The following is a 26237-nucleotide window of genomic DNA, read 5'->3' on the forward strand; positions in this document are numbered from 1 at the left end:
AGCCTACTTACGTCCGAACCTGCTCCGTCGATAGGCCCGCCACAACTTGGTGCGCCCGATCCTGCGGACAACCGGACTGCGGCGTCTCATGGCGGTTGACGGCTCAGGGGCTGGTTGCTGTTGAGCTTTGGGGGCCGGGGTGATCGGCAGGTGGCGGTTGACCTCGTCGAGGTGCTGATCGAACGTGGCTCGCCAGAGCGCCTGACGGAGCGTGGCTTCACCCGCAGCCGAGCTGGCGCCGGCCACCGAGGCAGCCCACAACGTGTCGAGGGACTCGAAGCCGTCAACGTCCTTGAGGAGCTGCTCGATCAGGTCGCGATCGGCGGCGTCAGCGAGGCAACGGACCTTCGCCGGGCTCCTGCGCGTGCTGACCGTCGGGCTGGGTTTGAAGAACGGTACGTCGGCCCACGCGGGCACCAGCCGCCGGACGAGCTCGCAGTGCAGTGCGTTGTCGACGCGTTGCGCGGGATCGAGCGCGAACGCCGACCGGACGAACGAGGGGATCAGGAGGGGCGAGACGACGCCGGCGCGCTCCCCCGTCGTACCCCAGCGGCGGAGGCGTTCGACGACGTAGAAGTAGTCGAGCATCGTCGCGTTCTCGATGCCACCGTGCACCGCGGTCCGCAACACGCGCTCGACCTGCTCGGTAACGGCCGCACGCGCTGCGCCCGCGGGTCCTGCTGCCGCGACCAGACGGGTCTGGAGGTGGTTGCTGAAGGCATCCAGCTTGCTCGGCAGCGGGAGTGCGTCGAGTTGCAGCACGTCGCGTGGGTAGAAGTGGCCGTGCGCCACCTCGCCGCCGGCGCCACCGATCGCTAAGTGGGCAACGCCCGCAAGCGTTGCGGGTGGCGTGTGGAAGAGATAGCTGGCCGGGCGCAAGCCCTCGGCGTACCGGTGCCAGCGCAGCGCTCGATTGACCATTTCCAGCGGCTGCGGCTTGGCGATCGGTTTGGCAGCGACCGGTTTACCTGGGGTCTTCCGACTCACCACGTGTTCGACTGGCTGCTCCAACAGCTGCACGAGCGACTCAGCGACCTCCAGCTCACCAGGGACCGCGTCGTAGCTGTTGAGCTTCAGATCGACACCCGCGGCCAGGAATGCACCTGCGACGACACGTGAGTCGCGGCCGCCACTCAGGTCGACCGTCGGCCGTCCCGGCCACAGGCTGCCGACCGATCGCGCCACGTCCTGCAGTGCGGCAGCGGTCTCCTCTGCTGTGTCGGCATCGTCTGTCGACCACACGCTGGTCATCTCGATCCGGCTGACGGTCCGCTGCCGACGGTAGCCATCGGCAACGATATGCGTCGCACCGGGAACAGCCAGCACACCGTCGTACGGCGTGCTGTCGTCCATGAACCAACCGCAGGCCGCGGCGAAACTCCAGCCACGCGCCGCTGCCACAGCGGGAACGCCCGCGAAGAGCAAGGCAGCAGCAGGCCGGTTGGTCCAGATCCACCCGTCGGGCAGTCGCAGCTGGAACAGCCGTCCGACACCGATCGAGTCGGTGAACAGGTCCAGGCGTTCCTCACTCGGGTCCAGCACCGCCATCGTGAACGGTGGCGCCAACTCGAGGAAGCCGGCCGGAGTACGCCGTACTGCCTTGGCCAACTGCGCCGGGGCGTCACACGGCTTGATGTCGCCGATCACGCGCTGATAGCCGAGCGGGGCGTGCACGCTGGCCACGCGGATCTCACCGTTGTCGTGCCAGGACGGCCAGAGACACGTCCCGTCATGGCGATCCCACATGTGCAGTCCGACCGTGAGGCCGTCGTACCCCTGGTGCTTGGCCTCGTGCTTCCAGAGATCGCCGTAGTACGCCTCCACGCGGGCACGACCGGCGGCGGCCCGCGCGGCGCTGTCGCGCGCGAACGTGTAGGCGATCAGCGTTTCCATGCAGAGCCTGATGCAGGCTCCGCTGGGAAAGTTATTGCTGCTGGCCCGGGTACTGCGGTGGCTGGTTCTGGGGCTGGCTCTGGGGCTGGTCCTGCGGCTGACGGTATGGCTGCGGCGGCTGGTACGGCTGCTGGCCCGGGTAGCCGCCCCACTGCTGCGTCTGCGGGTACGTGGACTGGTAGCCGCTGCTGCCCTGCGCCAGCCCAGGGGGCATCGGAGTCCTGGCGAGCTTCGACTCCTGCGTCCAGCGCCGGATGCCGACCAGCAACAGCGGTATGCCGAACAGGATGACGGACCCGTCGAACAGCAGGTACGACGAGCCGTACCGCGAGCCCGGGAACTCGAAGAGCTTCATCAGGTCGATCGTCTGCCGCACCGGCAGCAGCATCGCGGCCAGACCGACCGCCGTCAGCAGCAGCCCCGACCCGGTCGTCACACCCGCGCCGATGGCCGGCGCCATCATCAGCAGGCCGAGCACGACCGCGATCACGACCAGCAGTGCGAGCCAGGGCAGCGTCTGGCCCGGGTCGTCGCGGAACATCTGCAGGCGCCGCGTCAACCGGGTGGTCGCGTAGGACGAGGCACCCACCGCGACGTATGTGGCGATGACGCCGATCACGAGCCCGAGGGCGGGGAGGGGCTTTGTCATGAACCGAGACTAGACCTCCGTACGGTCCACCCTCGGGAACCTCCGAACCGGTCACAAAACTGCCCGCGCGTCGGTGCGGACAACTATGCTGCCTGAGCGCCCAGGTGCGCGGGCTCTCCTGGTGGGCCTGCGTCCTGACACGAGGACGAGGGAGTCGCATGTCTGATCCGAGGACCGAGGTGCAGCACGGGCTGGAGGGTGTGGTCGCGTTCGATACGCAGATCGCCGAGCCGGACAAGGAAGGTTCGGCGCTCCGGTACCGCGGCGTGGACATCGAGGACCTGGTCGGCCGGGTGCCGTTCGAGAACGTCTGGGGCCTGCTCGTCGACGGCGCGTTCACGCCGGGCCTGCCGCCCGCCGAGCCGTTCCCGCTGCCCGTGCACACCGGCGACGTGCGCGTCGACGTACAGTCCGCGCTGGCGATGCTCGCACCCGCCTGGGGTCTGCGGCCGCTGTACGACATCGACGACGTGCAGGCACGTGAGGATCTGTCCCGGGCGGCCGTGATGGCGCTGTCGTACGTCGCGCAGGCGGCGCGCGGGACCGGGCAGCCGATGGTGCCGCAACGCGAGGTGGACAAGGCGACCACGATCACCGAGCGGTTCATGATCCGCTGGCGTGGCGAGCCGGACCCGAAGCACGTGCGGGCGGTCGACGCGTACTGGACGTCCGCGGCCGAGCACGGCATGAACGCGTCGACGTTCACCGCGCGGGTGATCGCATCGACCGGGGCGGATGTCGCCGCGGCGCTGTCCGGCGCGGTCGGTGCGATGTCCGGGCCGCTGCACGGCGGGGCACCGGCGCGGGTGCTGACGATGATCGAGGGCGTCGAGCGCAGCGGTGACGCCCGTTCGTACGTGAAGGGTCTGCTGGACGCGGGCGACCGGCTGATGGGCTTCGGGCACCGTGTCTACCGGGCCGAGGACCCGCGCGCCAGGGTGCTTCGCCGTACGGCGCGTGAACTCGCCGCCCCGCGGTACGAGGTGGCCGAGGCGCTGGAGCAGGCCGCGCTGGCCGAGCTGCGGGAGCGGCGTCCGGACCGGGTTCTGGAGACGAACGTGGAGTTCTGGGCGGCGATCGTCCTGGACTTCGCGGAGGTGCCGCCGCCGATGTTCACGTCGATGTTCACCTGCGCGCGGACCGCCGGCTGGAGCGCCCACGTCCTGGAGCAGAAACGCACCGGCCGCCTGATCCGCCCGTCGGCGATCTACTCCGGCCCGGCATCTCGCCCCGCCGACGCAATCGAGGGCTGGAACCCCAACTGGGCTTAGCGATCCTGGCTGGGGTTCCGGCCGGTTCGTTGTTTGTACTGGCGGCTGAAGTACGGGACGTCGGTGTAGCCGAGAGCGGCGGCCGTTTCGGTGACGGTCATGCCGCTCTCGGTGAGCAGCTGGTGCGCCCGGTCGATCCGCGCCTGGATCAGGTACTGGGCGGGTGACATCCCGAACTGCGCGACGAAACGGCGGGTGAACTGGGCCCTGCTGAGCGACGCGCGGCGCGCCATCTCCGCGACGGTCCAGTCCATGCCCGGGTCCTGCCGGAGCTGCCTGGCGATGTCGTCGACCGCGGTGTCGATGACGCTGCGGCCCGGGTGGTGGACGGCGTCCCAGATCAGCGCGACCAGTTGCTCGAGGCACAGTTCGGCCTGATGCCGGCCGAGGGCGTCACCACGGCGGTACGACGCGTCGCTGGTCCGCGCGAGGACGCCGAGCAGCTCGCGGTCGAGCACCTCACCCCAGCGCGGATCAGGTGCTGCGGTCGTGGTGGTCTCGAAGTGCATGCCGAAGACCAGAAGCCTTCGGTGCGGGTCGTGAGTGGCTCGTGGGGCATCGCCGGGTTGGAAGACCGCGCAGACGCCGGGGCGTAGTTCCTGGCGGTTCCCGTCGAGTTCGAGGGCGCCCCGACCGTCGACGACGCACCAGAGCAGGTGGTCCCGCAGCGGGCGCGACGTCCAGGACCAGCTGGGTTCGCAGCGCCAGAAGGTCGGGGCGGACATCCGCTCGAGCCGGAGTCGGTGCAACAAAAGTTCAAGTCCTCGCGTGAATCGTCCGTGGTCCCGTGCGGTGTAGCCGCAGGAAAATGAGGTTCAACGGAAGACTAGGACAGATTCGCGGGAGCCGTGCATGAGCGTTTCATCCAACGTTGTCGACGTACATCAGGAAGAGTTCGAGCGCACCGGGTACACGTTGGTGCGGGGGTTGTTCTCAACGGACGAGGCCGAGCGGCTGCGGGACCACTACATGGACGTACGGCGCCGTGGACCACAGGCGCACGACTTCGCGGGGCACACGTCGACCGACCGGGACCCGCTCAAGCGGTACCCGCGGATGGCGCAGATGCACCGGTGGGACGACGTGTCGCTGCAGTGGATGATCGACCCACGCATCGATCAGGTGATGACGGCGCTGCTCGGCAGGTCGCCGTACGCCGTGCAGACGATGCTCTACTTCAAGCCGCCGGGCTCCCGCGGGCAGGCGCTGCATCAGGACAACTTCTACCTGAAGGCCGATCCGGGGACCTGTGTCGCGGCGTGGATGGCGCTCGACCGGGTCGACGAGGCGAACGGGTGTCTCGAAGTCGTCCCCGGGTCGCACCGCTGGCCGATCCTGTGCACGGAGAAGGCCGACACCACGGTCAGCTTCACCGACGTCACGGTCCCGCTCCCGTCCACGGGCGCGGCCGTACCCGTGGAGATGGAGCCGGGTGACGTGTTGTTCTTCCACGGCGCACTGGTCCACGGCAGCAACCCGAACATCACGACCGACCGCTTCCGGCGGGCGCTCATCGGCCACTACATCCAGGGCGAGGCGGAGCGGGTCGCGCAGTACTACCACCCGGCGCTGCGGATGGACGGGACCGAGCTCACCCTCGAGGTCGCCGAAGGCGGCGGCGCCTGCGGCGAGTGGACCGAAACCCCCGACGGCCCGGTTGCCCTCCTCACCGGCACCGAACGCACCACCCGTAAGCACGAATAGCCCCTTCGCGCGTCTCCGGGCGCCGGATCCGTACGGCGGGACGCTCGGCGTACGGATCCGGTGCACAAAGTGGACCCCGGGTGGTGGGTCGGGTGGGATGTGCGAAGATGGAGCGCGCTGACAGCGTCGTCGGCCTTCTTGCTGCAGACGACGAAGGGGACCGCTGGTGACCAGCGAAATCAAGATTCCTGAAGAGCTCAAGCCCGCCGACGGCCGCTTCGGGGCCGGGCCGTCCAAGGTCCGTCCGGAAGCCGTCGCCGCCCTGGCGACCGAGGGCGCGAAGCTGCTCGGCACCTCCCACCGGCAGGCGCCGGTGAAGAACCTGGTGAAGCGGGTCCAGGAAGGCGTCGCCGAGCTCTTCCAGCTGCCGGACGGGTACCAGGTGGTGCTCGGCAACGGCGGCTCGACCGCGTTCTGGGACGTCGCGACGTTCGGGCTGATCCGGGAGAAGAGCCAGCACCTGAGCTTCGGTGAGTTCTCCTCGAAGTTCGCGAAGGCCTCGCAGCTGGCACCGCACCTCGGCGACCCGTCGATCGTGAAGGCCGAGCCCGGAAGCCGCCCGGTCGCGGTGGCGGAGGCCGGCGTCGACCTGTACGCGTGGCCGCACAACGAGACCTCCACCGGCGTGATGGCGCCGGTCAAGCGGGTCGAGGGCGCCGACGAGGGCGCGCTGGTCGCGATCGACGCCACCTCGGGCGCGGCCGGCCTGCCGGTCGACCTCAACGAGGCCGACGTCTACTACTTCGCACCGCAGAAGGGTTTCGCCTCCGACGGCGGCCTGTGGATCGCGCTGATGAGCCCCGCCGCGCTAGCGCGGGTCGAGGAGATCGCCGCCTCCGGCCGGTGGATCCCGGCGTTCCTGGACCTGGCGACGGCGGTCGACAACTCCAGCAAGAACCAGACGTACAACACGCCGTCCCTCGCCACCCTCTTCCTGATGGCGGAGCAGACCGACTGGATCAACAGCCAGGGTGGCCTGGAGTGGAGCGTCGCCCGTACGACGGACTCCAGCACCCGCCTGTACACGTGGGCCGAGAAGTCCGAGTACGCCACACCGTACGTCACCGACCCCGACGCCCGCTCGCTCGTCGTCGGCACCATCGACCTCGACGACTCGATCGACGCCACCGCGGTCGCCAAGACCCTGCGCGCCAACGGCATCGTCGACACCGAGCCCTACCGCAAACTCGGCCGCAACCAGCTCCGCGTAGCCATGTTCCCCGCGGTGAACCCCGACGACGTCGAGAAACTGACCCAGTCCATCGACTACGTGGTCGAGAACCTCAAGTAACCCGTACCACCAACATCCGCCGACCCCACCCGGGTCGGCGGCTGTCCCTATCCCCACCACACCCCGCACGCGGCATGCAGGCTGGCGGGTTATGTGTGCGATGGCGGGAAGTAGTAGGCCAGCGGTGACATAACCCGCTACTGGTGACCTGCAGGCGGGCTGGCATGAGGCCGCCGCACCGGCGAGAGGCTGTACGCAGGCACACCTTCACGCTCAGGTGGCACTGCCCAGCCATCCGGCACATGCGGGCCGGACCGGCTGGGGTCAGGAGTGTTGGCGGCGGCGCGGGGTGGGTGGGGATTGGCCTGTCAGGCGGGCGTTCTCGGCCTGGCGGTCCAGGCGTTCGCGGCGGCCCGGGGGGAAGGTGATGACGGTGATGATGAGGGCGAAGAGGGCGGCGCCGACGATGATCCAGCGGAGGTTGTGGCTCTTGCCGGAGTCGGAGTTGTTGCTGTCGGCGCTGGTTGCAGGCTTGGGGGTGGCGCTGGCCGAGGGAGGCGTGGAGGCGGCCGACTTGGCCGGCACCTGGACCTGGTAGACGCCCGAGTTCGCGCCCTCGCTGCCGACCAGGACGGTCCCGTCGGTGGGACCGACGGCGACGGTCTCTCCCTGGCCGAGCGGAGCGGCGCCGCGGGCGATGGCGTTGGGCGTCTCACCCCAGGCCACGGTCGTCACATCGGCATACGTGCGCAGCACCACCCGTTGACCGTCCGGCAGGAACGTCCCGTCGGTGATCACCCCGGACGGCGCCGCCGCGAGCTTGGTCAGGTCATTGGTGCCCTTGCGGGACGGCGCGGGCGGCGCCGCGTAGATCGCGCCGGTACCTTTGAGCGCCTTCGTCACGATATAGAGCTGGCTGGTCCCCGGCTCGATCAGCAGAGTCTCGGCGTCGTGCGCACCGTCCGGGTACTTGAAGTCATACCGGTGATACGTGACGTTGGACTGGTCCTCGAGCGTTTCCGGCTCCGGGATCGTGTAGATCTCGATCTGGTCCCGGTTCTCCTTGTTGTCGCCGATGTCCGCGACGTAGATCGTGCCGTCCCGGTCCACCCCGAGCGCCTCGACGTCGGTGACCTTCGCACCGAACCGCAGGACTGCTTCCACCTTGCCGTTGGCGTCGAGCGCGAACACCCGCCCGGTGTCGCCGGAGTCGTTCACGGTCCAGTAGGTCCCGGGGTGCTTGACGCTCTTCGCCAGCCCGGACGACTCCTGGATCCGGTCGTCCCGGATCGTGAACAGCTTCTTCGGCGCCGGCGTCGTCGGCCCCGCATCCGAACCCGCCGAACCCGCTGAGCTCGCAGCGGCCGTCGACGCGGGCAGCGCCACACCCGCCAGCGTGCACAGCGTCGCCCCCAGCAGAGCGAGCGCGGTCCGGACCTGTCTCACGACACCACCTCGGCGGCCGGGTTCTGCTCGGCCGGCGGGAGGAGCAGCTGGGCCAGCCGCGGCGTCACCTGCCATTCGGCGACCATCGACCGGTACTCGGCCTGCAGGTCCGCGGTCGGCTTGGCACCGGTCCGGGCCGCGCGGAGCAACAGATTGCGCGGCGTGTGCTGACTGTCCACGAACTGCACGACCTCCACCCGGTAACCGACCTGTCGGAGCACCGCTGCCCGCAGGGAGTCCGTCAGGACGTCGGCGAACCGCTCACGAACGATGCCATATCTCGTCATCAGCGCATAAGGCGCCGGTGGTGTGACGCTCTTCAGCTGCTTTTGGATGTCGTGATGACAACATGGGGCCGCGAGAACCAGTGACGCCTCCCAGCCGACGGCTCGCGCGAGCGCGTCGTCGGTCGCGGTGTCGCAGGCGTGCAGCGCCAGGACGACGTCCGGCCGGACGTCCAGCTCCGCGCCCTCGATGGTCGCATCCAGGAACCGCAGGTGCTCCTGCCAGCCGAGCGCCTCGACCACCCGCGTGTTCCGCTTCCGCGCCGCCGGGTTGTGGTCGATACCGGTCATCCGGACGTCGTGACCGGCCGCGGTGAGCAGGTGGTACGCCGCGAGCGTGAGGTAGGCGTTCCCGCAGCCGAGGTCGACCACCTGCAGCGGCCGTCCGGCCGCGATCCGCCCGGCCGAAACCGCGTCGTCGAGGGCCGGCGCGAGCAGCTTGCAGAACTCCTCGATCTGCTTGTACTTCGCCTGCCGGGACGGCTTCACCCGGCCCTGGTGGTCGCTGATCCCGAGCTCGATCAGGAACGGCGCCGCCGGATCGAGCACCCGGCGTTTCACCCGGTCGTGACCGGTCTCCTGCTCCCGGTGGTCCTCCTGCCGGTGCAGCAGCTCCTTGCCCTTCTTGGTGTACCGCAGCCGCAGCGTCTGGCTCGTCGTCTCGATGTGCCACGACCCGTACGGCAGGTCGAGAAGCTCGTCGACCGCCTTCTCCAGGTCCGCGCCCGCCACGTTCCGCGTATGCGCCTGGCGCTCGTCGAACTCGGTGATCTGCAGGTGCCGCTGACCCTTCAGATCGACGTACCGCAGCTCGACCCGGAGGTACGACGGCGGCTCCAGGCCGCGGCGCCGGCCCGAGGCCAGACCGCGCACCAAACCACTCTGATCGAGCAGGGCAGCACGGACCACCGCCCGCGCTCCGGACTCCTCCGGCAGCGCCGACTCGTCCGACCGCACCTCTGGCTGCACCGCGCCATTGTCCCCGACCCGTCGGGTCGATCACAAAAGGGTCTCGTCCACCCACCGTCGCAACCGATGAACTCGCCGCAGTCACCCCCCGCCGGCTCATGGGAGTTGCTGGTCGTCGGCGAGCAGCCCCAGCCCTCTGAGGCGGGTGATGATGCCGCCTTCCTGGCGGCCCAGGGCCTCGACAAGTTGCTCCAGGGTCGCGCTGTTGTTGTACATCTCGATCAGGGTCTGCTCGTCCTCGGGACTCCACTGGCGGAACGCGTTCGGGTGGGTCTTCCGGGCGCGCTTGATCTTGTGGGTCATCGAGCGCGGGTTCATCGGCTCGAGTGACCGGATCCGGGCCTGCCGGTGGCGGCCGACCTCCTCGCCCTCCCGCCAGAACACCACTGCCCCGTCGTCGAACGTCATCAGGTCGGCCGGCACGTCGCAGTAGTCGGCGTCCTCGAGCATCACGCGCATCATCGCTGGTTCTCTCCGTCTCCTCGGTGGATGCGTGGTCGACAGAGAAGATGCCGCGATCCCGCCGCCTCTCGACGCGCAGATTCGCGACCTGTGGACAACCGAATCGCACACCTTCTTTGCAAAATCGCTTTGCAAAGACTCTTTGCAGTCCTATCCTCGGAACCATGAGCGACGAGACGCAGAGCGTGGAGCCCGCACGGACAGTCCGGCTGGACCGCCACCTCGTGCGCGCGCTGGCGCACCCCATGCGGAACCGGATCCTCGGCCTCCTCCGGGTCTACGGCCCGCAGACCGCCACAACCCTGGCCGGACGGCTGGGCGTGAACACCGGCGCGACCAGCTACCACCTCCGCCAACTCGCGGACGCCGGCCTGGTGGTCGAGGACGACAGCCGCGGCAACGCCCGCGACCGCTGGTGGAAGTCGGCCCACCAGGGCACCGAGTTCAACGCGGCCGAGCTGCTGGACCAGGAGCCCGAGCTGGCTCTGGGCTTCCTGCACGGTGTCGGCCAGACGTACGCCGAGAACATCTTCGGCTTCATCGACGCGATGCAGACGATGCCCGACGACTGGCGCGACGCCAGCATGCTCTCGGACTACTTCTTCCACCTCCGGGCCGACCAGCTGGAGGCGATGATGCGCGAGGTCATGGCGGTCCTGGAGAAGTACAAGACGCCGGACCTGACCGCTCCGCTCCCGGAAGGCGCCGAGCAGGTCACCGTCCAGATCCAGGCGTTCCCGCGCGAGACGCGCTAGCAGCACAGGGGTGAGGCGAACAATGGGCGACAAGGGCAATCGGGCGCCGTTGGCGGCGTTCCTGGTGGCGAACGTGGTGTCGATCTGCGGGACCCGGGTCAGCGCGATCGCGATCCCGTGGTTCGTCCTGATCACTACCGGCTCCCCGGTCAAGACCGGCCTGGTGGCGCTGGCAGAGATGGCACCGCTGGTCGTGGTGAAGGCAGTCGGCGGCCCGCTGATCGACAAGGTCGGTGCACGCCGGATCAGCGTCGTGGCAGACACCGCCAGTACGGCGGTGGTCGCGCTGATCCCCCTCCTGCACGAGCTAGGCCTCCTGCACTTCCCGACCCTGCTGGTGCTGGTCGCGATCGCCGGCGCTCTCCGTGGACCAGGAGACGCCGCCAAGGCGACCCTGATCCCGGACATCGCCCGGGTGGCCAGGGTCCCCCTGGAGCGGGTGACAGGCCTGGAGAGTACGACGGAACGCCTGGCGGGCTTCTTCGCGTTCGCTCTCGCCGGCGGCCTCATCACCCTGGTCGGAGCAGTCAACGCCCTCTGGATCGACGCGGTCTCGTTCGGCATCTGCGCCGTACTGATCGCCCGCTGGATTCCCAAGCACACGACGCCCGCGCCAAAGGAGGAGCAAGGCTACGGTCGTCGGCTGCTCGAGGGCTGGACCTTCCTGCGTACCGACAAGCTCCTGCTGCCGCTGGTCGTGATGATCGCGGTGACCAACCTGCTCGACGCCGCGACCGGCACGGTATTACTGCCCGTCTGGATCAAGGACCACGGCTACGGCCCCGGCCACACCAGCCTGATCCTCACGTCGTTCGGAGTGACTGCGACGCTGTTCGCCTTGCTGGCCTCGGCCATCGGCGACCGCATCCCGCGCAAGCTCGTCTTCACGGTCGCGTTCCTGATCGCCGGAGCACCGCGCTTCGTCGCGATGGCCACCGATGCGCCGATCTGGACCCTGATGGCGGTGTACGCCGTCGGCGGCATCGGAGCCGGCTTCATCAATCCTGTGCTCGGCGCGATCCAGCTCGAACGGATCCCCAGCCACCTGCGCGGACGGGTCAACTCCCTGTCCAACGCTGTCTGCTGGACCGGCGTACCCCTGGGTGGTCTCGTGGCCGGTGGGGCCGTCGCCGCCATCGGTCTGGCACCTGCACTGCTCGCAGGTGGCGCGGTCTATCTGATCGCGACCATGTCACCGGTACTGATCGGCCGACACGAGCAATGGAGAGCTACCCAGCCAGCTACACAGGGTCCGACGGATCCTCCGGAAACGGCGGCAGATCCAGATCGGGTGGCAGTCGGAACGTCTTAGCCTTCGTGGCGTTGTCCAGCTCGCGCCGCATCCGCTCTCGCTCCGCTCGCAGCAGACCGAGCATCACCAGGTCCAGCAACATCCCACCGGCAGCCGCGAACTGGGTAGCGGCGAACTGGAAGACCTGTGTCATCAGCAGCGACACCAGCACCGCCAGCTCGAACAGCCGGACCGCCCTGGCCCGATTGCGCCTCCGCAACGCCAAGGCGCCACGCACCGTGAACGTTGCCGACAGCAGGCTCCCTGCCGTCACACCGAGCACCGGAAGGCGGTTGAGGCCCTCACCTAGGACAGCGGCGATGACAAGAGCAGCCACGAACTGGACCGCCAGCGCGGCGACAGCGATCGGCGGTGCCATCGGGTGGGTGGCGAGCCGCTCGAACCCGCGCTGCAGCGCCCGCCAGGCCGCGTCCACCGGAGCGGCCAGCTCGACCTCGTCCGGCGGACACGCGGCCAGCAGCTCGGCAGTCTCCCGACGGCCCTCGATCTGCGGGGGTACGGCGCGCAGCAGCTCGGCTGCCTCGGCACGGCGCCGCCGGGACAGGCCGCCCGCGACCCCTTCGACCGAGTGGTCGATGACGTTCGCCAGCTCCTCCCGCGGGTCGATCGGCCGCCGCGTGGTCAGGAAGCGGAACCCGAGCACGATCAGCACGAAGACGACGTACACGATCGCGGCTGTCGGCTTGTAGAAGTAGTTGTTGTCCGAGGTGACGAACTTTCCCACCTCGTCGATGAACAGCCCGAACCCGATCCCGCCGACCGTCGCCGCGGCCGGCCGCACCACGGGACCGACGTACCCGAGCAGCAGGGAGATCGCCACCAGCATCAGCAGCCCTCCCGGCAGCACGTGGGCGATGTGCAGACCCTTGCCGCCGATCTGCGGGTACCCGCTCAGGCTGAGGATCAGCCGGGTGATCAGCACCGTCGCGACACCGGACACCACGAACGTGGTCAGGTGCTCCCCCGAACGCACGTTCCGGACCAGCCCCGCCCGCATGAGGTACGACGAACGTTCACCAGTCGCCGTCATGAGTCACAGTCCCATGACCCGCCGCGACGGAGTCGCAGCATGTGCACAGTCATGGGGCCACACGTTAGCGTCAGCGGACCAGTGCCGCGACCACGACGATGGCGACCAGGGCGGCCAGTACGAGCGAGGTCACCAGTCGGCGCGTGCGGGGGTCCACGAGGTCAGGGTATGGGGAAGTTCCCGCCCAGCGTCCCGTGGGGGTCGGTGCGGACGGGTGGTTCAGCGGAGGCTGACCAGCGGCTCCGGGCGGTGGACACCGCGGGGGTGGTAGCCGAGGGCGTCGGACAGGCCGAGGTAGTCGGACAGGAGCCAGATGATAGCCAGCCACATCTCGGTACCTTGCAGGCCCGGGATCGCGCGGTCGTCGGTGCCGTCCGGGGCGAAGGCGAAGCCGGCGCCGTCGACCCAGCGGGTGAGGATCGCACGCAGCTGCGCCTCGGCCCAGCGACGGCCCTCCTGCTCGCCGTACGTCGTCTGCTTGCGCGCCAGCCACAGCGGGTGGATGACGTCGAGCACGTTGCACGCGTTGTAGTTGTCGCCGGTGAACATCCGCCGGTCGTTGCTGTGGGCAAGAACCGTGGCGACGGTCTGCTCGGGGTACGGCAGCGGGAGCCCGAACTGGGCGTAGGTGCCGCGAGTGAGGCGGTAGAAACCGTTCACGACCTGCAGCAGTCCGTCGTCGGGATGCGGCGAGCCCCAGGTCCCGGACGCCGGATCGGCCCGCGTGAGCAGCCATCCCATCAGCGATTCGAGCGCGCCGGATTCCTGGTGATCGTGGAGGTTCCGGGCCAGCGCCGTACCGAGTGCGTCGATGCCGGAGCCGGCCGACCAGGCTCTTCTTGCCCAGGGCAAGTTGTCGAGATCGTCGAGGGTGAAGTCGGTGGTGATCGGATGCTCGAAGCTGCTGCCCAGGACCTGGAGGGCGTAGCCTACGCACAGGACGTGGTAGCTCGCGGGCCCTTCCAGGACTGAGAGTTCGGCGTCCGACGGCTTGCCGAGACCGTCGTCGGAGAGGTCTCCGGGTGATACCAGTCCGGTGGCCGGGTCCTGGCGTGCGCGGAGCCGCCGGACGAGGTCGTCACGGGTGTGGCCGGCCGGCGTCCGACGTACCAGCAGGTCCGCGATCTCGATCGCGTCGCACCAGGGGCGGATCTCCGGTTCACGGTCGATCCCGGGACGGTCGACGAAGCGGGCGCCGTCCCAGCAGCGCGCGAGTACGTCGTCGGTCTGCTCGCGAGCCTTCGCGGCAAAGTCTTTGAGCACGGCGGGTAGATCACCTGACATGGATGCTCCTGTCCGCGAGCGGAGGATGCGGGCGGGGTTGCCGGCCGCGACCGAGTTGGCCGGGATGTCCTTGGTGACGACGGCGCCGGCGCCGATGATGGTGTGCGGTCCGACGGTGACGCCGTCCAGGATCGTCACGTTGGAGCCGATCCAGACGTCGTCGCCGATCGTGATGCCGACGGCGGTGTGCGGCTGCTTGAAGATCGGCTCGCCGGGCGCCGTGCCGTGGTTGAACGCGAGCAGCGAGGTGTGCGCGCCGATCCGGACGCCGTCGCCGATCGTCACCACACCGCGCACCGCGGTGAACGGATTGATCGTCGAGTCGGCACCGAGCGCGATCCGGCCGGTCACGTAGGCGTGCGCGGCGATGTACGACCGGTCCCCCATCCGCAGCTCGTCGCAGTACACCGCGGCCGACTCCGCGACGTACACGTCCGGGGCGAGCTCGAGCGACCCGCCGAGCCGTGCCTGGCGTTCGGCCTGCCGGTCACGCTCTGCCTCGGAGGCCTTCCGGGCGTACTCCCAGGGCAGGAAATCCAGTCGCAACGGCTCGTTCGGCACCATGGGAAAACGCTATCCAATTCCCGGGACGCAGACCAGCCCCGAAAGGCCGCTGCTAACCTCCCGTCTGACATGAACACTTTTCCGTCTGTGCGAGGGGCGGCCGGGCGATGACGACGAGCGGACCCGTGGCAGACGGCGACGACGGCAGCGACGGTGGCGGCGACGGTACGGCGGGCAGCACCCGCCGGAGTCACCGGGTCACGATCAGCGATCTCGCACGCCGCCTGCACATCTCGAAGGCGTCCGTCTCGTACGCGCTGAACGGCCGCGCCGGGGTCAGCGACGAGACGCGCCAGCGAGTGCTCGACCTTGCCGAGGAGCTGGGCTTCCACCCGAACTCCGCCGCGGTCGCGCTGTCGGCGAGCCGCACCCGGACGATCGGGATCGTGATCGCCAGGGACCCCGCGCTGATCTCGACCGAAGCGTTCTACATGCGCACGCTGGTCGGCATCGAGCAGTACCTGAACGAGGTCGACTCGTCGCTGCTGCTCCGGCTCACGGGCGAGCACGGCGAGGACCTCGACGTACTGCGGCGGTGGTCGCGGCAGGGGCGCGTGGACGGGTTCATCCTGTTCGACGAGCACGACGACGACCCGCGGATCCCGGTCCTGAAGGAGCTCGGGGTGCCGTGCGTGGTGGTCAGCTCGAACGCGCCGGACGACTCGGTCGGGCGATTGATCAGCTCGCCGGAGGAGACCGTCACGCTGCTGCTCGATCACCTGCTCGAGCTCGGGCACACGAACGTCGCACACATCAGCGGGCCGTTCACGTTCATCCATGAGCGGTTGCGGGTGCAGACGCTGCGGGAACACGCGGCGCGGCACGGGATGACGGTGCGGCACATCGAGGGCAGTTACCGGTACGACGACGGCGCGGAACTCACCCGCCAGTTGCTGACCGGCCCCAATCCGCCGACAGCGATCGTGCTCGGGAACGACCTGATGGCAGTCGCGGCGCTCCGGGTCGCGATGGATCTGGGTACGGCGGTGCCCGGCGAGGTCTCGATCGTCGCCTGGGACGACTCGCCGCTGTGCGAACTCGCGCGGCCCGGGATCACCGCGGTCGACCAGAAGACCATGGAACGCGGCCGCGCCGCCGCCGACCTGCTGCTCCGGATCGTCACCGGCGACCACGCGCTCCACGAGGAGGCTCCGGCCGGCGAACTCCGTCACCGCGAGTCGTCGGGCCCAGCACACTCCTGAACCGTCGGCACAGTTTGAAGACTGTGTGAAATCGGGCTCTCGCAGAGAGTGTTGGATTGCGCTTGCCGGGCTCCGGGTGAAGATTGGCCGGGTCACGAGGTCGTAACGAAGACGCCTCTACTGAACCGGTTAGGGTTACGGAACTTAACCGGTTAGGCCAGTATGGGGCCGATCCGCCTCCGCAGCTCTGCGGGGGCTCGAGACGGGACGAGGGAGTCCGACGTGAGACTGCGTTCGCTTGTAGCCGCGGTTGCGGCGACCGCCATGGGAATCAGCCTCGCCGCCTGTGGTGGCGGCGACAAGGACGATTCCTCCGGCGGCAGCACCGGTGACCAGACGCTGACCTACTGGGCCAGCAACCAGGGCACCAGCCTCGACAACGACAAGGAGGTCCTGACCCCGGTCCTGCAGAAGTTCACCCAGGAGACCGGGATCAAGGTGAACCTCGAGGTGATCGGCTGGAACGACCTGCAGACCCGGATCCAGACCGCGATCACCTCGGGTCAGGCGCCGGACGTGGTCAACATCGGCAACACCTGGGCGGCCTCGCTGCAGGCCACCGACGCGTTCCTGCCGTTCGACGGCGACGCGATGACCGCGATCGGGGGCAAGGACAAGTTCGTGCCGACGGCTCTGGCGACCGGCGGCAAGGAAGGCACCGACCCGACCTCGGTCCCGCTCTACGGTCTGGCCTACGGCCTGTACTACAACAAGGCGATGTTCGCCGCGGCCGGCCTGCAGCCGCCGAAGACCTGGGAAGACATGGTCGCCGCGGCCAAGAAGCTGACCAACCCGGCGAAGAACCAGTGGGGTATGGCGCTGGCGGCCGGCAGCTACACCGAGAACGTGCACTTCGCGTTCATCAACGCGGCGCAGAACAAGGCCGACTGGTTCAACAGCGACGGCAAGCCGACCTTCACCGGTGACGGCAACGTACAGGGCGTCCTGCGGTACCTCGACCTGATGCAGAAGGACAAGGTCGCGAACCCGTCGAACGCGCAGTACGACAACGGCACCAAGTCGGTGAACGACTTCGCCACCAAGAAGGTCGCGATGGTCATCAACCAGAACAACGCCGACTCGTCGATCGTTGCCAACGGCATGAAGGCCGGCGAGTACGGCGTCGTACCGTTCCCGGCTCCGACCGGTGGCGAGCAGGTGGCCAGCCACGTGGCAGGCATCAACCTGTCGGTCTTCAAGAACACCAAGCACAAGGACGCGGCGCTGAAGTTCGTGAAGTACATGACGGACGCGAACACCCAGACCACGCTGGGCAAGCCGTTCTCCTCGCTGCCGGTGCTGAAGGACGCCAAGCCGGTCTTCACCACCGACGCGGCCGAGGCGGCCACCTTCCAGGACGTCTACAACACCAAGTCCAAGCCGCTGCCGCTGGTGCCGGCCGAGGACCAGTTCGAGAGCACTGTCGGCAAGGCGATGAACGCCATGTTCGCCAAGATCGCGACCGGCGGGACAGTGACCGCCGACGATGTGAAGGCGGCCCTCAAGACCGCCGAGGACCAGGTCGCCGCCAGCAGCTGACGTACGGCGCTTGCGTCCGGAGAACCGGTGGTACCTCTCGCCGGTTCTCCGGACGCAACGCACGTGTCCACTGCGATCCGAGAGACAGGAGGCGACCACCCGGATGTCCGTCGCAACCGAAACCGCCGCTCCGGCACCGGCCCCGCCGAGGAAGCGGAGCCGGCTCGAACACCGGCCCGGCCTGAACCGGTGGCTGCCGTACGCGCTGCTGGCCCCGGCAGTGCTGCTGGAACTGTTCATCCACATCATCCCGATGCTGGTCGGGATCTGGATGAGCTTCGTCAAACTGACCAAGTTCTTCATCGCGAACTGGTCCTCCGCGCCCGGTGCCGGGCTCGGCAACTACAAGGTCGCGCTCGACTTCAACAACGCGGTCGGGCAAGGGCTGCTGAAGTCCTTCGGAGTCACCGTCGTCTTCTCGCTCGTCACGGTCGCGTTCTCGTGGGTGCTGGGGATGGCCGCCGCGGTCGCCCTGCAGCCGGAGTTCCGCGGCCGGGGCATCGTCCGCACCTTGTTCCTGGTGCCGTACGCGCTCCCGGCGTACGCCGGAATCCTGACCTGGAACTTCATGCTCCAGCGCGACACCGGCGCGGTGAACCACGTCCTCGAGCAGCTGCACCTCAGCGACGGCAGGACGTTCTGGCTGATCGGCGGCAACGCGCTGATCTCGCTGATCACGGTGGCCGGCTGGAAGCTGTGGACGTTCGCGTTCCTCACGTTGATGGCCGGTATGCAGAGCATCCCGCGGGACCTCTACGAGGCAGCGTCGGTGGACGGGGCCGGCAACATCCGGCAGTGGCGCAACATCACGCTCCCCTCACTGCGGCCGGTGAACCTGGTGCTCGTCCTCGTGCTGTTCCTGTGGACGTTCAGCGACTTCAACACGCCGTACGTGCTGTTCGGTACGGCGCAGCCGCCGGCCGGTGACCTGATCACGTTCCACATCTACAACGCGTCGTTCCTGACCTGGAACTTCGGCACCGGTGCGGCGATGTCCGTGCTGCTGCTGATCTTCCTGATGATCGTCACCGGCGCCTATCTGCTCGTCACCGGAAGGAGGTCGCGTCGTGCGTGAGACCAGGGGTTTCAAGATCTACCGCGGTGTCACCCTCACAGTGCTCGGGTTGTTCGTCCTGGTGCCGCTGTACGTGATGATCACGTCGTCGCTCAAGCCTCTGAAGGACGTGCAGGGCGCGTTCACCTGGTGGCCGTCGAACCTGACGCTGGCGCCGTTCGTGGACATGTGGAAGACGGTGCCGCTGGCGAAGTACTTCGTGAACTCGACGATCGTGTCGGTGGCGGCGACGGTGTTCTCGGTGGCGATCGCGATCCTGGCCGCGTTCGCGGTGTCGCGGTTCAAGTTCCGCGGGCGGACCGTGTTCACGACGACGGTCCTGTCGACGCAGATGTTCCCGGGTGTGCTGTTCCTGCTGCCGTTGTTCCTGATCTTCGTGAACATCAACAACTCATTCGGGCTGCAACTGGTCGGGACGCGGCTCGGGCTGATCATCACGTACCTGACGTTCAGCCTGCCGTTCTCGATCTGGATGCTGGCCGGGTACTTCGACAGCATCCCGCGCGAGCTGGACGAGGCGGCGCTCGTGGACGGCTGCGGTCCGATGGGCGCGCTCTGGCGCGTCGTACTGCCCGCGGCGCGACCTGGTGTGATCGCTGTGGCGATCTACTCGTTCATGACGGCGTGGGGCGAGGTCCTGTTCGCGTCCGTGATGACCACCGAGGCCAACCGCACACTCTCGGTGGGTCTGCGCCAGTACTCCACGCAGACCAACATCTACTGGAACCAGATCATGGCCGCCGCCCTGGTCGTCAGCGTCCCCGTCGTCATCGGCTTCCTCCTGGCCCAACGCCACTTCGTCGCCGGCGTCACGGCAGGTGCCGTGAAGTAGATCAGACGAAGAGCTTTTCGCCCCAGTACCCGCCGGGGGTGACCCCGGCGGGGCAGGCGAAGATGCCGGAACCCACGTGGTGGATGTATTCGTTCATCGTGTCGTTCTTGGCCAGTTGGTTCTGGATGGGGATGAACTGTTTGCGCGGGTCGCGTTGGTAGGCGAGGAAGAACAGGCCCGCGTCGAGGCGGCCGAGGCCGTCCGAGCCGTCGACGAAGTTGTAGCCGCGACGTAGCAGTTCGGCGCCGTTGTTGAACTGCGGGTGCGCGAGCCGCACATGCGAGTCCATCGGCACCTTCGGCAGGCCGTCGGAGTTCTTCGCGGTGAAGTCGATCGCGTCGAACTCGTCCGCCTTGCCCAGCGGGGCGCCGGTGCCCTTCCCGCGGCCGATGATCGTCTCCTGCTCGCCGAGCGACGTACGGTCCCAGGTCTCGATGTTCATCCGGATCCGCCGCGACACCAGGTACGCGCCGCCGACCATCCACTCCGGGCCGTCCTCGGGCTGCACCCACAGCTGCTGCTCGAGCTTGTCGGCTTCCTCGAGCTTGAGGTTGTTCGTCCCGTCCTTGAACCCGAACAGGTTCCGCGGCGTCGCCTGCGCCCGCGACGTCGACGACGTACGGCCGAATCCGAGCTGGGAGTACCGTACGGCGACCCGCCCGAACCCGATCCGCGCCAGGTTCCGGATCGCGTGTACGGCGACCTGCGGGTCATCCGAACACGCCTGTACGGCGATGTCGCCGCCGGACCGTGCCGAGTCGAGGTCGTCGCCGATGAAGTGCGGCAGGTCGACCAGCGCCTTGGGACGCTTCGCCGCGAGCCCGAACCGCTTGTCGAACAACGACGGCCCGAATCCGACGGTGATCGTCAGCCGCGCCGGCGGCAGGCCGACCGCCTCACCGGTGTCCTCCGGAGGCGCCTCGCCCGGCCCGTTCACGGCGCCGTACTGACCGATGTCGCGACCGGCGGTGAGCAGCGCCGCTGCGGCGGTCCACTCCTTCAGCAACGCGATCAGGTCGTCCCGCTTCGTCGTGGTCACGTCGAAGGCGGCGAAGTGCAGCCGGTCCTGGACCGGCGTGGTGATCCCGGCCTGGTGCGGGCCGTGGAACTCGACCGGCCCGTTGTTGTCCGCGGCGTGCGACTCCTCACCGGACAGCGCCGAGTGCGCGGCGTACCCCGCGACTCCAGTCGCGACCGCGGCACCCGCGGCCCCGAACAGGCCGCGGCGAGAGATCCCCTTGCGCTCACTCATTTCTTCGCGAGCACCCCGGCGACCTTGCTGACCGGCTCGGCCAGCCCGTCGACGACCGCGCCGAGAGCCTTCTTCTCGGCCTCGGTCGCGGTGTACGGCTTGAAGCCGTCACCGTCGCGGTACTTGTCCAGCGACGCGAAGACGGCCTTGAACTGGGCGTCCAGCTGGGTGACGAGCGCCGCGTCGCGCTTCTGCAGGGCCGGGCGGAGCGCCTGGATCGCGGCCTGTGAGCCCTCGACGTTCGCCTCGAAGTCCCACAGGTCGGTGTGCGAGTAGCGGTCTTCCTCGCCGGTGACCTTGCCGGTCGCGACCTCGTCGAGCAGTTCCTTGGCGCCGTTCGCCAGCTGCAGCGGGGTGAGCTTGACGACCTTCGCCTTCGCGACCACCGTCTTCACATCGGTCAGCAGCAGGTCGGCGTACTTCTCCATGCCCTTGGTGGAGTTGGAGACCCACAGCGCCTGCTCGATCCGGTGGTACCCGGTCCACTCGGTGCCCGGCTCGACGTCGTTGACGCGGGCGTCGATCTTCGGGTCGAGGTCACCGAACGACTCGGCGACCGGCTCGATCCGCTCCCAGTACGTGCGCGACACCGGGAACAGCGCCTTCGCCTTCGCGACGTCGCCGGCCTTCACCGCGGTCACGAATTCGGTGGTCTTCTGCTCCAGCGCGACCGCCTGCGAGTTCACGTACCGCTGGTAGCCCTCGGTCGCCTGCTTCAGCGCGGTGTCGGTGTCGGCCTGCGCGGGCGCGTCGCCGGTGACGGTGAGGTCGCCGCGGATCCCGTCGCCGACCATGCCCGGCTTGCAGACCGCCTGGTACTTACCGGTCGGCAACTCGACGATCAGGTCCCGCTTCAGGCCCGGTCCGATGTTCTCGACCTCACCCATCACCCGGTCGCCGTCGGCGTACACGTAGAACTCGGTGACCTTGCTGCCGCCGTTCGTGACCGAGAACGTGCTGGTCCCTGACTTCACGTCGCGGCGGCTCAGGTCGCAACCCGAGTCGGACGCCTTCACCGACACCGGGCCGGTGCTGTCGTCCTTCGCCGCGGGCTCGTCCTTCGCACACGCGGTCAGCGCGGCGAGGCCGAGGACGACACCGAAAATGGAGGCCCGACGGGCCAGTGAGGTGGACATGGTTCTCCTGGTGTTCAGGCCGCGTTGTGAGCGGTCGTCGCCGGTACGGCGGGTGGTGTGGAGCTCTTCACCGGACGGAAGTAGAGCACCATCACCGGGACGAGATAGACGACCCACGCGATCGCCTCCAGCACGGACGGTGCCGGGTTGAAGTTGAAGATGCCCTTCAGCAGTACGCCGTACCAGCTGTCCGGCGGGATCACGTGGGAGATGTCGAAGGCCAGCGTGTGCAGGCCGGGCAGGATGTTCGCCTCCTGCAGGTCGTGGAAGCCGTACGCGAAGATGCCGGCCGCGACCAGGATCAGCACCGCGCCGGTCCACTTGAAGAACACGGCCAGGTTGATCTTCACGGCGCCCTTGTAGATCGCGACGCCGAGCAGCACCGCGGTCGCGAGCCCGAGCAGGACGCCGACGAACGGTACGGCGGTGGTCGCGGTGGCGGCCGACGCGTACACGATGAACGCGGTCTCGATGCTCTCCCGGAACACCGCCAGGAACGCGAGAATGACGACCGCGCGCGACCCCACCTCGAGCGCCTGCCCCATCCGCTCGCGCAGTTCCCTGGCGATGCTGCGGGAGGCCTTGCGCATCCAGAAGATCATCCAGGTGACGAAGCCGACCGCGAGGATCGACATCACCCCGCCGACGGTCTCCTGGGTGGTGAACGACTTCGCGGTCAGCGCGGTGACGAACTGGAGCAGACCCCAGGCGGCGACCGCCACGGCCAGCGCCGTGGCGACACCGATCCAGACCAGTTTGAGTCGATCCCGGTGGCCCGACTTGACCAGGAAGGTGGCGAGGATGCTGACGACCAGCGAGGCCTCGAGTCCTTCACGAAGTCCGATCAGGTAGTTCGCGAGCATGGCGGGACTCTCTCAGTGCGGTGTTACGGCATTAGGTACGGCTAACCTTCCTGAGGTTAACCTAAGAAGTCCCATTCGCCTACCGTGATGTACGCCGCACTGTGGCCCGGGCCTTCACCCAACCGGGACTCGATCAACTGCAGGCTGCCCGCGGTCCAGACCGGACCGTTGTAGGTGTCGAAAACCCTGACCCACTTGGTGACGTCGATCGGCCGCCGCAACCGCGCCAGTGTCAGGTGCGGGGTGAATTTCCTTCCCTCCACGGTCACTCCGGCGCGACTCGCTGCCGCCCGGGTGGTCATCGCCAGGTGCTTGAGCGACTCGGTCTCGTCGCGTACGCCGGCGTACAGCACCCGGGCGTCCGGGACACCGGGGAACGCGCCGGCTCCGGTGAGTTGCAGCTCGAACGGTTTCTGTCGCTTGGCGGCGAGCTCCAGCCGCTCCTCGAGTTCCTCGGTCTTCCAGTCCGGCACCTCGCCCAGGAACGCCAGCGTGAGATGCCAGTGCTCGTCCGACGCCCACCGGATGTCGTCGTCCGGATGGTCCCGGCGCGGCTCGACGAACTCGCTCAGATCCTCCACTACCTCGTGAGGTGGCACTACTGCCACGAACAATCGCATCCGAAAATCGTATCGGTGGTGGAAACTGCTTTTGTGTCCGAGTTCAAGCTGCCGTCGCCGTGTGTGGTGATCCTGGTCGGTCCGGGAGCGTCCGGGAAGTCGACGTGGGCGGCGGAGCATTTCGGGGCTGAGCTGGTGGTGTCGAGTGATCGGCTGCGGGCGTTGGTCGGGGCCGGTGAGGACGACATCGCGGCGAGTGCCGACGCGTTCGCGTTGCTGGAAGAGGTGGTGCGGCAACGGATCGGGCGGCGGCTGACGACTGTCGTCGACACCTTGGGGTTGGACCGCGAGAAGCGGGTGCGCTGGCTCAGCCTGGCTCGCGAGGCCGGGATGCCCTGTGTCGCGGTGGGTTTCGACACGCCGAGCGAGGAGTGCCGGCGGCGGAATCGGGAGCGTACCGCGAAGCAGATCCCGGCCGACGTACTGGCGTCGCAGCTACGGACCTGGGCTTCGGTGAAGCAGGAGCTGCCGACGGAGGGGTACGACGACGTACTACAGCCGACTGCCGTGCGAGTGGTGCCGAACGCCTTCGTGGAGTCGACCGCGGCGCACGCGCGGCAATCCGAGACGCCTGTGGGGTTGCGGTTCGGACTGCAACTGAGCAGATATCCGGGTCGGGAGGGCCTGGCTTCGTGGGTTCGTGAGGTGGCGGAGCGGGCCGAGGCGGTCGGGTTCGACGCGATCTACGTGATGGATCACTTCCGGCAGATCCCGCAGGTGGGGCGGGCGTGGGAGGACTTCCTGGAGAGCTGGACGACGCTCGGGTACCTGGCCGCGTGTACGACCCGCGTTCGGCTGGGGACGCTGGTCTCGGGCATCACGTACCGGAACGTCGCCCACCTCGGAAAGATCGCGGCGACGCTGGATGTGTTGAGTGGTGGGCGGGCCGTGTGCGGGGTCGGGCTCGCGTGGTTCGAAGCGGAGCACAAGGCGTACGGCTGGCCGTTTCCGCCAGTGAGTGAACGCTATGCGTTGCTCGAGGACGCCTTGCAGTTGTTGCCGGTCTTATGGGGCCCTGGCAACAAACCGTTCCGCGGCAAGGTTCTCGACGTACCGGACACCACTTGTTATCCGCGTCCGCTGCAAGAACGCCTGCCCGTGCTCGTCGGCGGGAGTGGGCCGCGGACACTGCGCCTGGCCGGGCGGTACGCGGATGCGGTGAATGTGTTCGGGGACGTCGCCGCTGTCCGGAAGGCTGCCGGCTACCTGGGCGATCGACCGGTTGAGCTGACGCATCTGTCGACAACTCTGGTGGGCAAGGACTCGCGGCAGTTGGACGAGCTCGTACGGCGGTTGCGTCCGCGGAACGTGAACCCGGCCAAGTACGCGGCCTCCGTGAACGCCGGCACCGTCGACGATCAGATCGGGCGGTTCCGTGAGCTGTCCGAGGCGGGGGTGGCCGAGGCGATGATCAGCCTCCCCGACCTCGACACCCTCGACACGGTGGCCGATGTGATCTCAGCCTTTCGGGTCTAGTTTCAGCTTCAGCAGGGCGTTCTCGATCAGTTCGGGCATGGCCGGGTGGATCCAGTACTGGCCGCGCGCCATCGTGTACGCGTCCAGTCCGAAGCTCATCGCCTGGATCACCGGCTGGATCACGGTGGGCGCCTGCGGGCCGATCACGTGGCAGCCGAGGATCTGCCCGCTCTCCGGGTCGGCGAGCACCTTCGCGAACCCGGTGGTGTCCTCCATCGCCCAGCCGTACGCGATGTCGGCGTACTGCTGAACCGCTTTCACATAAGGGATTCCGCGTTCCTGCGCCTGCTCCTCGGTGAGGCCGACGGACGCGATCTGCGGCGCGCTGAAGACCGCGTGCGGGACGAAGCGGTGGTCGGCCTCGATCCGGTCGTCGGGGTTGAGCAGGTTGTGCTTCACCACCCGGGCCTCGTGGTTCGCGACATGCTTCAGCTGGTGCGGAGTGGTCACATCGCCGAGCGCGTAGATGCCGTCGACGTTGGTCTGCTGGTATTTGTCCACGACCACGCGGCCCTCGTGGTCGACCCCGACGCCGGTCGCGTCCAGGTTCAGCAGGTCCGAGTTCGCTTCCCGCCCGACTGCGACCAGCAGCTCGTCGACGACCAGCTCGTCGGAGCCTTCCGGATGCAACATGCCGAGCAGGATCGAGCCGTCGTCACGCCGTGCCACTCGGACGGTTTCGTGGTTCAGGCGTACGTCGTACTTGTCCTGGGCGATCTCGGTGTAACGCTCGGCGAGCTCGCCGTCCTCGTGCCGGAGCAGCAGGCTGGAACGGGCGATGATCGTCACCTCGACGCCGAACGACGCGAAGACGTGCGCGAACTCAGCCGCGACGAACCCGCTGCCGATGATCGCGAGCCGGCGCGGCAGTTCCTCGAGCCGCATGATCGTGTTCGACGTGTGGAACCCGGTCTCCTCGAGGCCCGGAATCGGCGGCACGATCGGCCGGCTGCCGCTGGCGATCACGAACCGGTCCGCGCTGAACACGCTCGTCGAGCCGTCCTTGCCGTCGACCGTCATTTCCTTGAACCCGGTGAACCGGCCGGTCCCGTCGTACACGTGGACGTTCGCGTTGTCCGGGTTGTGGTGCCGGTACTCCGAGCCGCCCGCCGCGATCGGATCGATCCGGCCGAAGATCCGGTCCCGGACGTCGGTCCAGCGGACGTCGAGCAGCTGCTCGTCGACGCCGTACCGCGCACTCACCGACGGGGTCGCGGCCACGTCGGCGGCGTGCACGAACATCTTTGTGGGGATGCACCCGACGTTCAGGCAGGTGCCGCCGAACGTGCCGCGCTCGACGATCGCCACCTTCCAGTCGGCGAACCGCCGATTGACGATGGTGTTACCGGAGCCGGTCCCGATGATGACGAGGTCGTAATGGGTCACAC

Annotated in this window: 23 protein-coding genes; 10 read left to right on the forward strand and 13 right to left on the reverse strand. The window is 68.2% G+C overall.

Annotated features, from left to right (window positions below):
- Positions 1-3: 3 nt before the first annotated feature.
- Complete coding sequence (locus tag EV137_RS28345) at positions 4-1893, reverse strand: hypothetical protein (RefSeq protein ID WP_134131432.1); 1890 nt, start codon at positions 1891-1893, stop codon at positions 4-6.
- Positions 1894-1924: 31 nt separating this feature from the next.
- The gene (locus EV137_RS40785; protein ID WP_166680036.1) at positions 1925-2542 is read right to left on the reverse strand and encodes a hypothetical protein; all 618 of its coding nucleotides are present in this window, start codon (positions 2540-2542) and stop codon (positions 1925-1927) included.
- Between the two features lie 158 nt (positions 2543-2700).
- On the opposite strand from EV137_RS40785, the gene EV137_RS28355 reads away from it, so the two are divergent.
- On the forward strand, positions 2701-3813 hold the full coding sequence (locus EV137_RS28355; protein WP_133782496.1) for a citrate synthase 2: 1113 nt from the start codon (positions 2701-2703) through the stop codon (positions 3811-3813).
- Here the strand turns inward: EV137_RS28355 and EV137_RS28360 are convergent.
- Positions 3810-4538 carry an AraC family transcriptional regulator gene (locus EV137_RS28360; RefSeq protein WP_134131433.1) on the reverse strand — a complete coding sequence of 243 codons (729 nt, stop codon included), beginning with the start codon at positions 4536-4538 and terminating at the stop codon, positions 3810-3812. The genes EV137_RS28355 and EV137_RS28360 overlap by 4 nt on opposite strands.
- A 127-nt stretch (positions 4539-4665) precedes the next feature.
- Here EV137_RS28360 and EV137_RS28365 point away from each other — a divergent pair, with 127 nt between their 5' ends.
- Both EV137_RS28365 and serC read left to right on the forward strand, forming a co-directional pair.
- Positions 4666-5517: a phytanoyl-CoA dioxygenase family protein gene (locus EV137_RS28365; protein ID WP_133782492.1), complete on the forward strand. Its 852-nt coding sequence runs from the start codon at positions 4666-4668 to the stop codon at positions 5515-5517.
- A gap of 166 nt (positions 5518-5683) precedes the next feature.
- Entirely contained in the window at positions 5684-6808 is a 1125-nt protein-coding gene (serC, locus tag EV137_RS28370) for a phosphoserine transaminase (RefSeq protein WP_134009006.1), read from the forward strand.
- A 264-nt stretch (positions 6809-7072) separates the two neighbouring features.
- Here serC and EV137_RS28375 read toward each other — a convergent pair whose 3' ends face one another.
- The 3 genes from EV137_RS28375 to EV137_RS28385 all read right to left on the reverse strand — a co-directional run bounded on the left by EV137_RS28375 (position 7073) and on the right by EV137_RS28385 (position 9909).
- Positions 7073-8194 carry an SdiA-regulated/phytase-like domain-containing protein gene (locus tag EV137_RS28375; RefSeq protein WP_134009004.1) on the reverse strand — a complete coding sequence of 374 codons (1122 nt, stop codon included), beginning with the start codon at positions 8192-8194 and terminating at the stop codon, positions 7073-7075.
- Complete coding sequence (locus EV137_RS28380; protein ID WP_238175605.1) at positions 8191-9447, reverse strand: class I SAM-dependent methyltransferase; 1257 nt, start codon at positions 9445-9447, stop codon at positions 8191-8193. Before EV137_RS28380 ends, EV137_RS28375 begins: the two co-directional genes overlap by 4 nt.
- Before the next feature lie 96 nt (positions 9448-9543).
- Positions 9544-9909, reverse strand: coding sequence for a hypothetical protein (locus EV137_RS28385; protein ID WP_134009002.1), 366 nt, complete (start codon positions 9907-9909; stop codon positions 9544-9546).
- Between the two features lie 164 nt (positions 9910-10073).
- Here EV137_RS28385 and EV137_RS28390 point away from each other — a divergent pair, with 164 nt between their 5' ends.
- Both EV137_RS28390 and EV137_RS28395 read left to right on the forward strand, forming a co-directional pair.
- On the forward strand, positions 10074-10664 hold the full coding sequence (locus EV137_RS28390; protein WP_166680037.1) for a winged helix-turn-helix domain-containing protein: 591 nt from the start codon (positions 10074-10076) through the stop codon (positions 10662-10664).
- Positions 10665-10674: 10 nt separating this feature from the next.
- Positions 10675-11976, forward strand: a complete 1302-nt coding sequence (locus tag EV137_RS28395) for an MFS transporter (protein ID WP_238175606.1) — start codon at positions 10675-10677, stop codon at positions 11974-11976.
- Here EV137_RS28395 and EV137_RS28400 read toward each other — a convergent pair.
- Entirely contained in the window at positions 11906-13006 is a 1101-nt protein-coding gene (locus EV137_RS28400; RefSeq protein ID WP_238175607.1) for a hypothetical protein, read from the reverse strand. The two genes, EV137_RS28395 and EV137_RS28400, sit on opposite strands and share 71 nt — an antisense overlap.
- Before the next feature lie 219 nt (positions 13007-13225).
- The gene (locus EV137_RS28405; RefSeq protein ID WP_134131435.1) at positions 13226-14854 is read right to left on the reverse strand and encodes an acyltransferase; all 1629 of its coding nucleotides are present in this window, start codon (positions 14852-14854) and stop codon (positions 13226-13228) included.
- Positions 14855-14961: 107 nt separating this feature from the next.
- Here EV137_RS28405 and EV137_RS28410 point away from each other — a divergent pair, with 107 nt between their 5' ends.
- The 4 genes from EV137_RS28410 (at position 14962) to EV137_RS28425 (ending at position 19502) form a co-directional block, all read left to right on the forward strand.
- Positions 14962-16056 (forward strand): LacI family DNA-binding transcriptional regulator, encoded by a 1095-nt coding sequence (locus EV137_RS28410; protein ID WP_134131436.1) that lies wholly within the window; start codon positions 14962-14964, stop codon positions 16054-16056.
- Between the two features lie 222 nt (positions 16057-16278).
- Positions 16279-17595, forward strand: a complete 1317-nt coding sequence (locus tag EV137_RS28415) for an ABC transporter substrate-binding protein (protein ID WP_134131437.1) — start codon at positions 16279-16281, stop codon at positions 17593-17595.
- 103 nt (positions 17596-17698) lie between these two features.
- Positions 17699-18670, forward strand: coding sequence for a carbohydrate ABC transporter permease (locus tag EV137_RS28420; RefSeq protein ID WP_134008991.1), 972 nt, complete (start codon positions 17699-17701; stop codon positions 18668-18670).
- Complete coding sequence (locus tag EV137_RS28425) at positions 18663-19502, forward strand: carbohydrate ABC transporter permease (protein ID WP_134008989.1); 840 nt, start codon at positions 18663-18665, stop codon at positions 19500-19502. The genes EV137_RS28420 and EV137_RS28425 overlap by 8 nt, the downstream gene beginning before the upstream one ends.
- 1 nt (position 19503) lies before the next feature.
- Here EV137_RS28425 and efeB read toward each other — a convergent pair whose 3' ends face one another.
- Genes efeB through thpR form a run of 4 tightly spaced genes read right to left on the reverse strand, consistent with a single transcriptional unit; the run spans position 19504 to position 23373 of the window.
- A complete protein-coding gene (gene efeB, locus EV137_RS28430; protein ID WP_134131438.1) occupies positions 19504-20754 on the reverse strand; it encodes an iron uptake transporter deferrochelatase/peroxidase subunit in 1251 nt (416 codons plus the stop codon).
- A complete protein-coding gene (gene efeO / locus EV137_RS28435; protein WP_134008985.1) occupies positions 20751-21890 on the reverse strand; it encodes an iron uptake system protein EfeO in 1140 nt (379 codons plus the stop codon). Before efeO ends, efeB begins: the two co-directional genes overlap by 4 nt.
- A 14-nt stretch (positions 21891-21904) precedes the next feature.
- The gene (efeU, locus tag EV137_RS28440) at positions 21905-22753 is read right to left on the reverse strand and encodes an iron uptake transporter permease EfeU (protein WP_134008983.1); all 849 of its coding nucleotides are present in this window, start codon (positions 22751-22753) and stop codon (positions 21905-21907) included.
- Positions 22754-22809: 56 nt separating this feature from the next.
- Entirely contained in the window at positions 22810-23373 is a 564-nt protein-coding gene (gene thpR / locus EV137_RS28445; protein ID WP_134131439.1) for an RNA 2',3'-cyclic phosphodiesterase, read from the reverse strand.
- Between the two features lie 33 nt (positions 23374-23406).
- On the opposite strand from thpR, the gene EV137_RS28450 reads away from it, so the two are divergent.
- Positions 23407-24849, forward strand: coding sequence for an LLM class flavin-dependent oxidoreductase (locus EV137_RS28450; RefSeq protein WP_238175608.1), 1443 nt, complete (start codon positions 23407-23409; stop codon positions 24847-24849).
- Here EV137_RS28450 and EV137_RS28455 read toward each other — a convergent pair.
- On the reverse strand, positions 24832-26235 hold the full coding sequence (locus EV137_RS28455; RefSeq protein WP_134131441.1) for a mycothione reductase: 1404 nt from the start codon (positions 26233-26235) through the stop codon (positions 24832-24834). The genes EV137_RS28450 and EV137_RS28455 overlap by 18 nt on opposite strands.
- Between the last annotated feature and the right edge of the window lie 2 nt (positions 26236-26237).

The organism is Kribbella pratensis (assembly GCF_004366075.1).
Classification (GTDB): domain Bacteria; phylum Actinomycetota; class Actinomycetes; order Propionibacteriales; family Kribbellaceae; genus Kribbella; species Kribbella pratensis.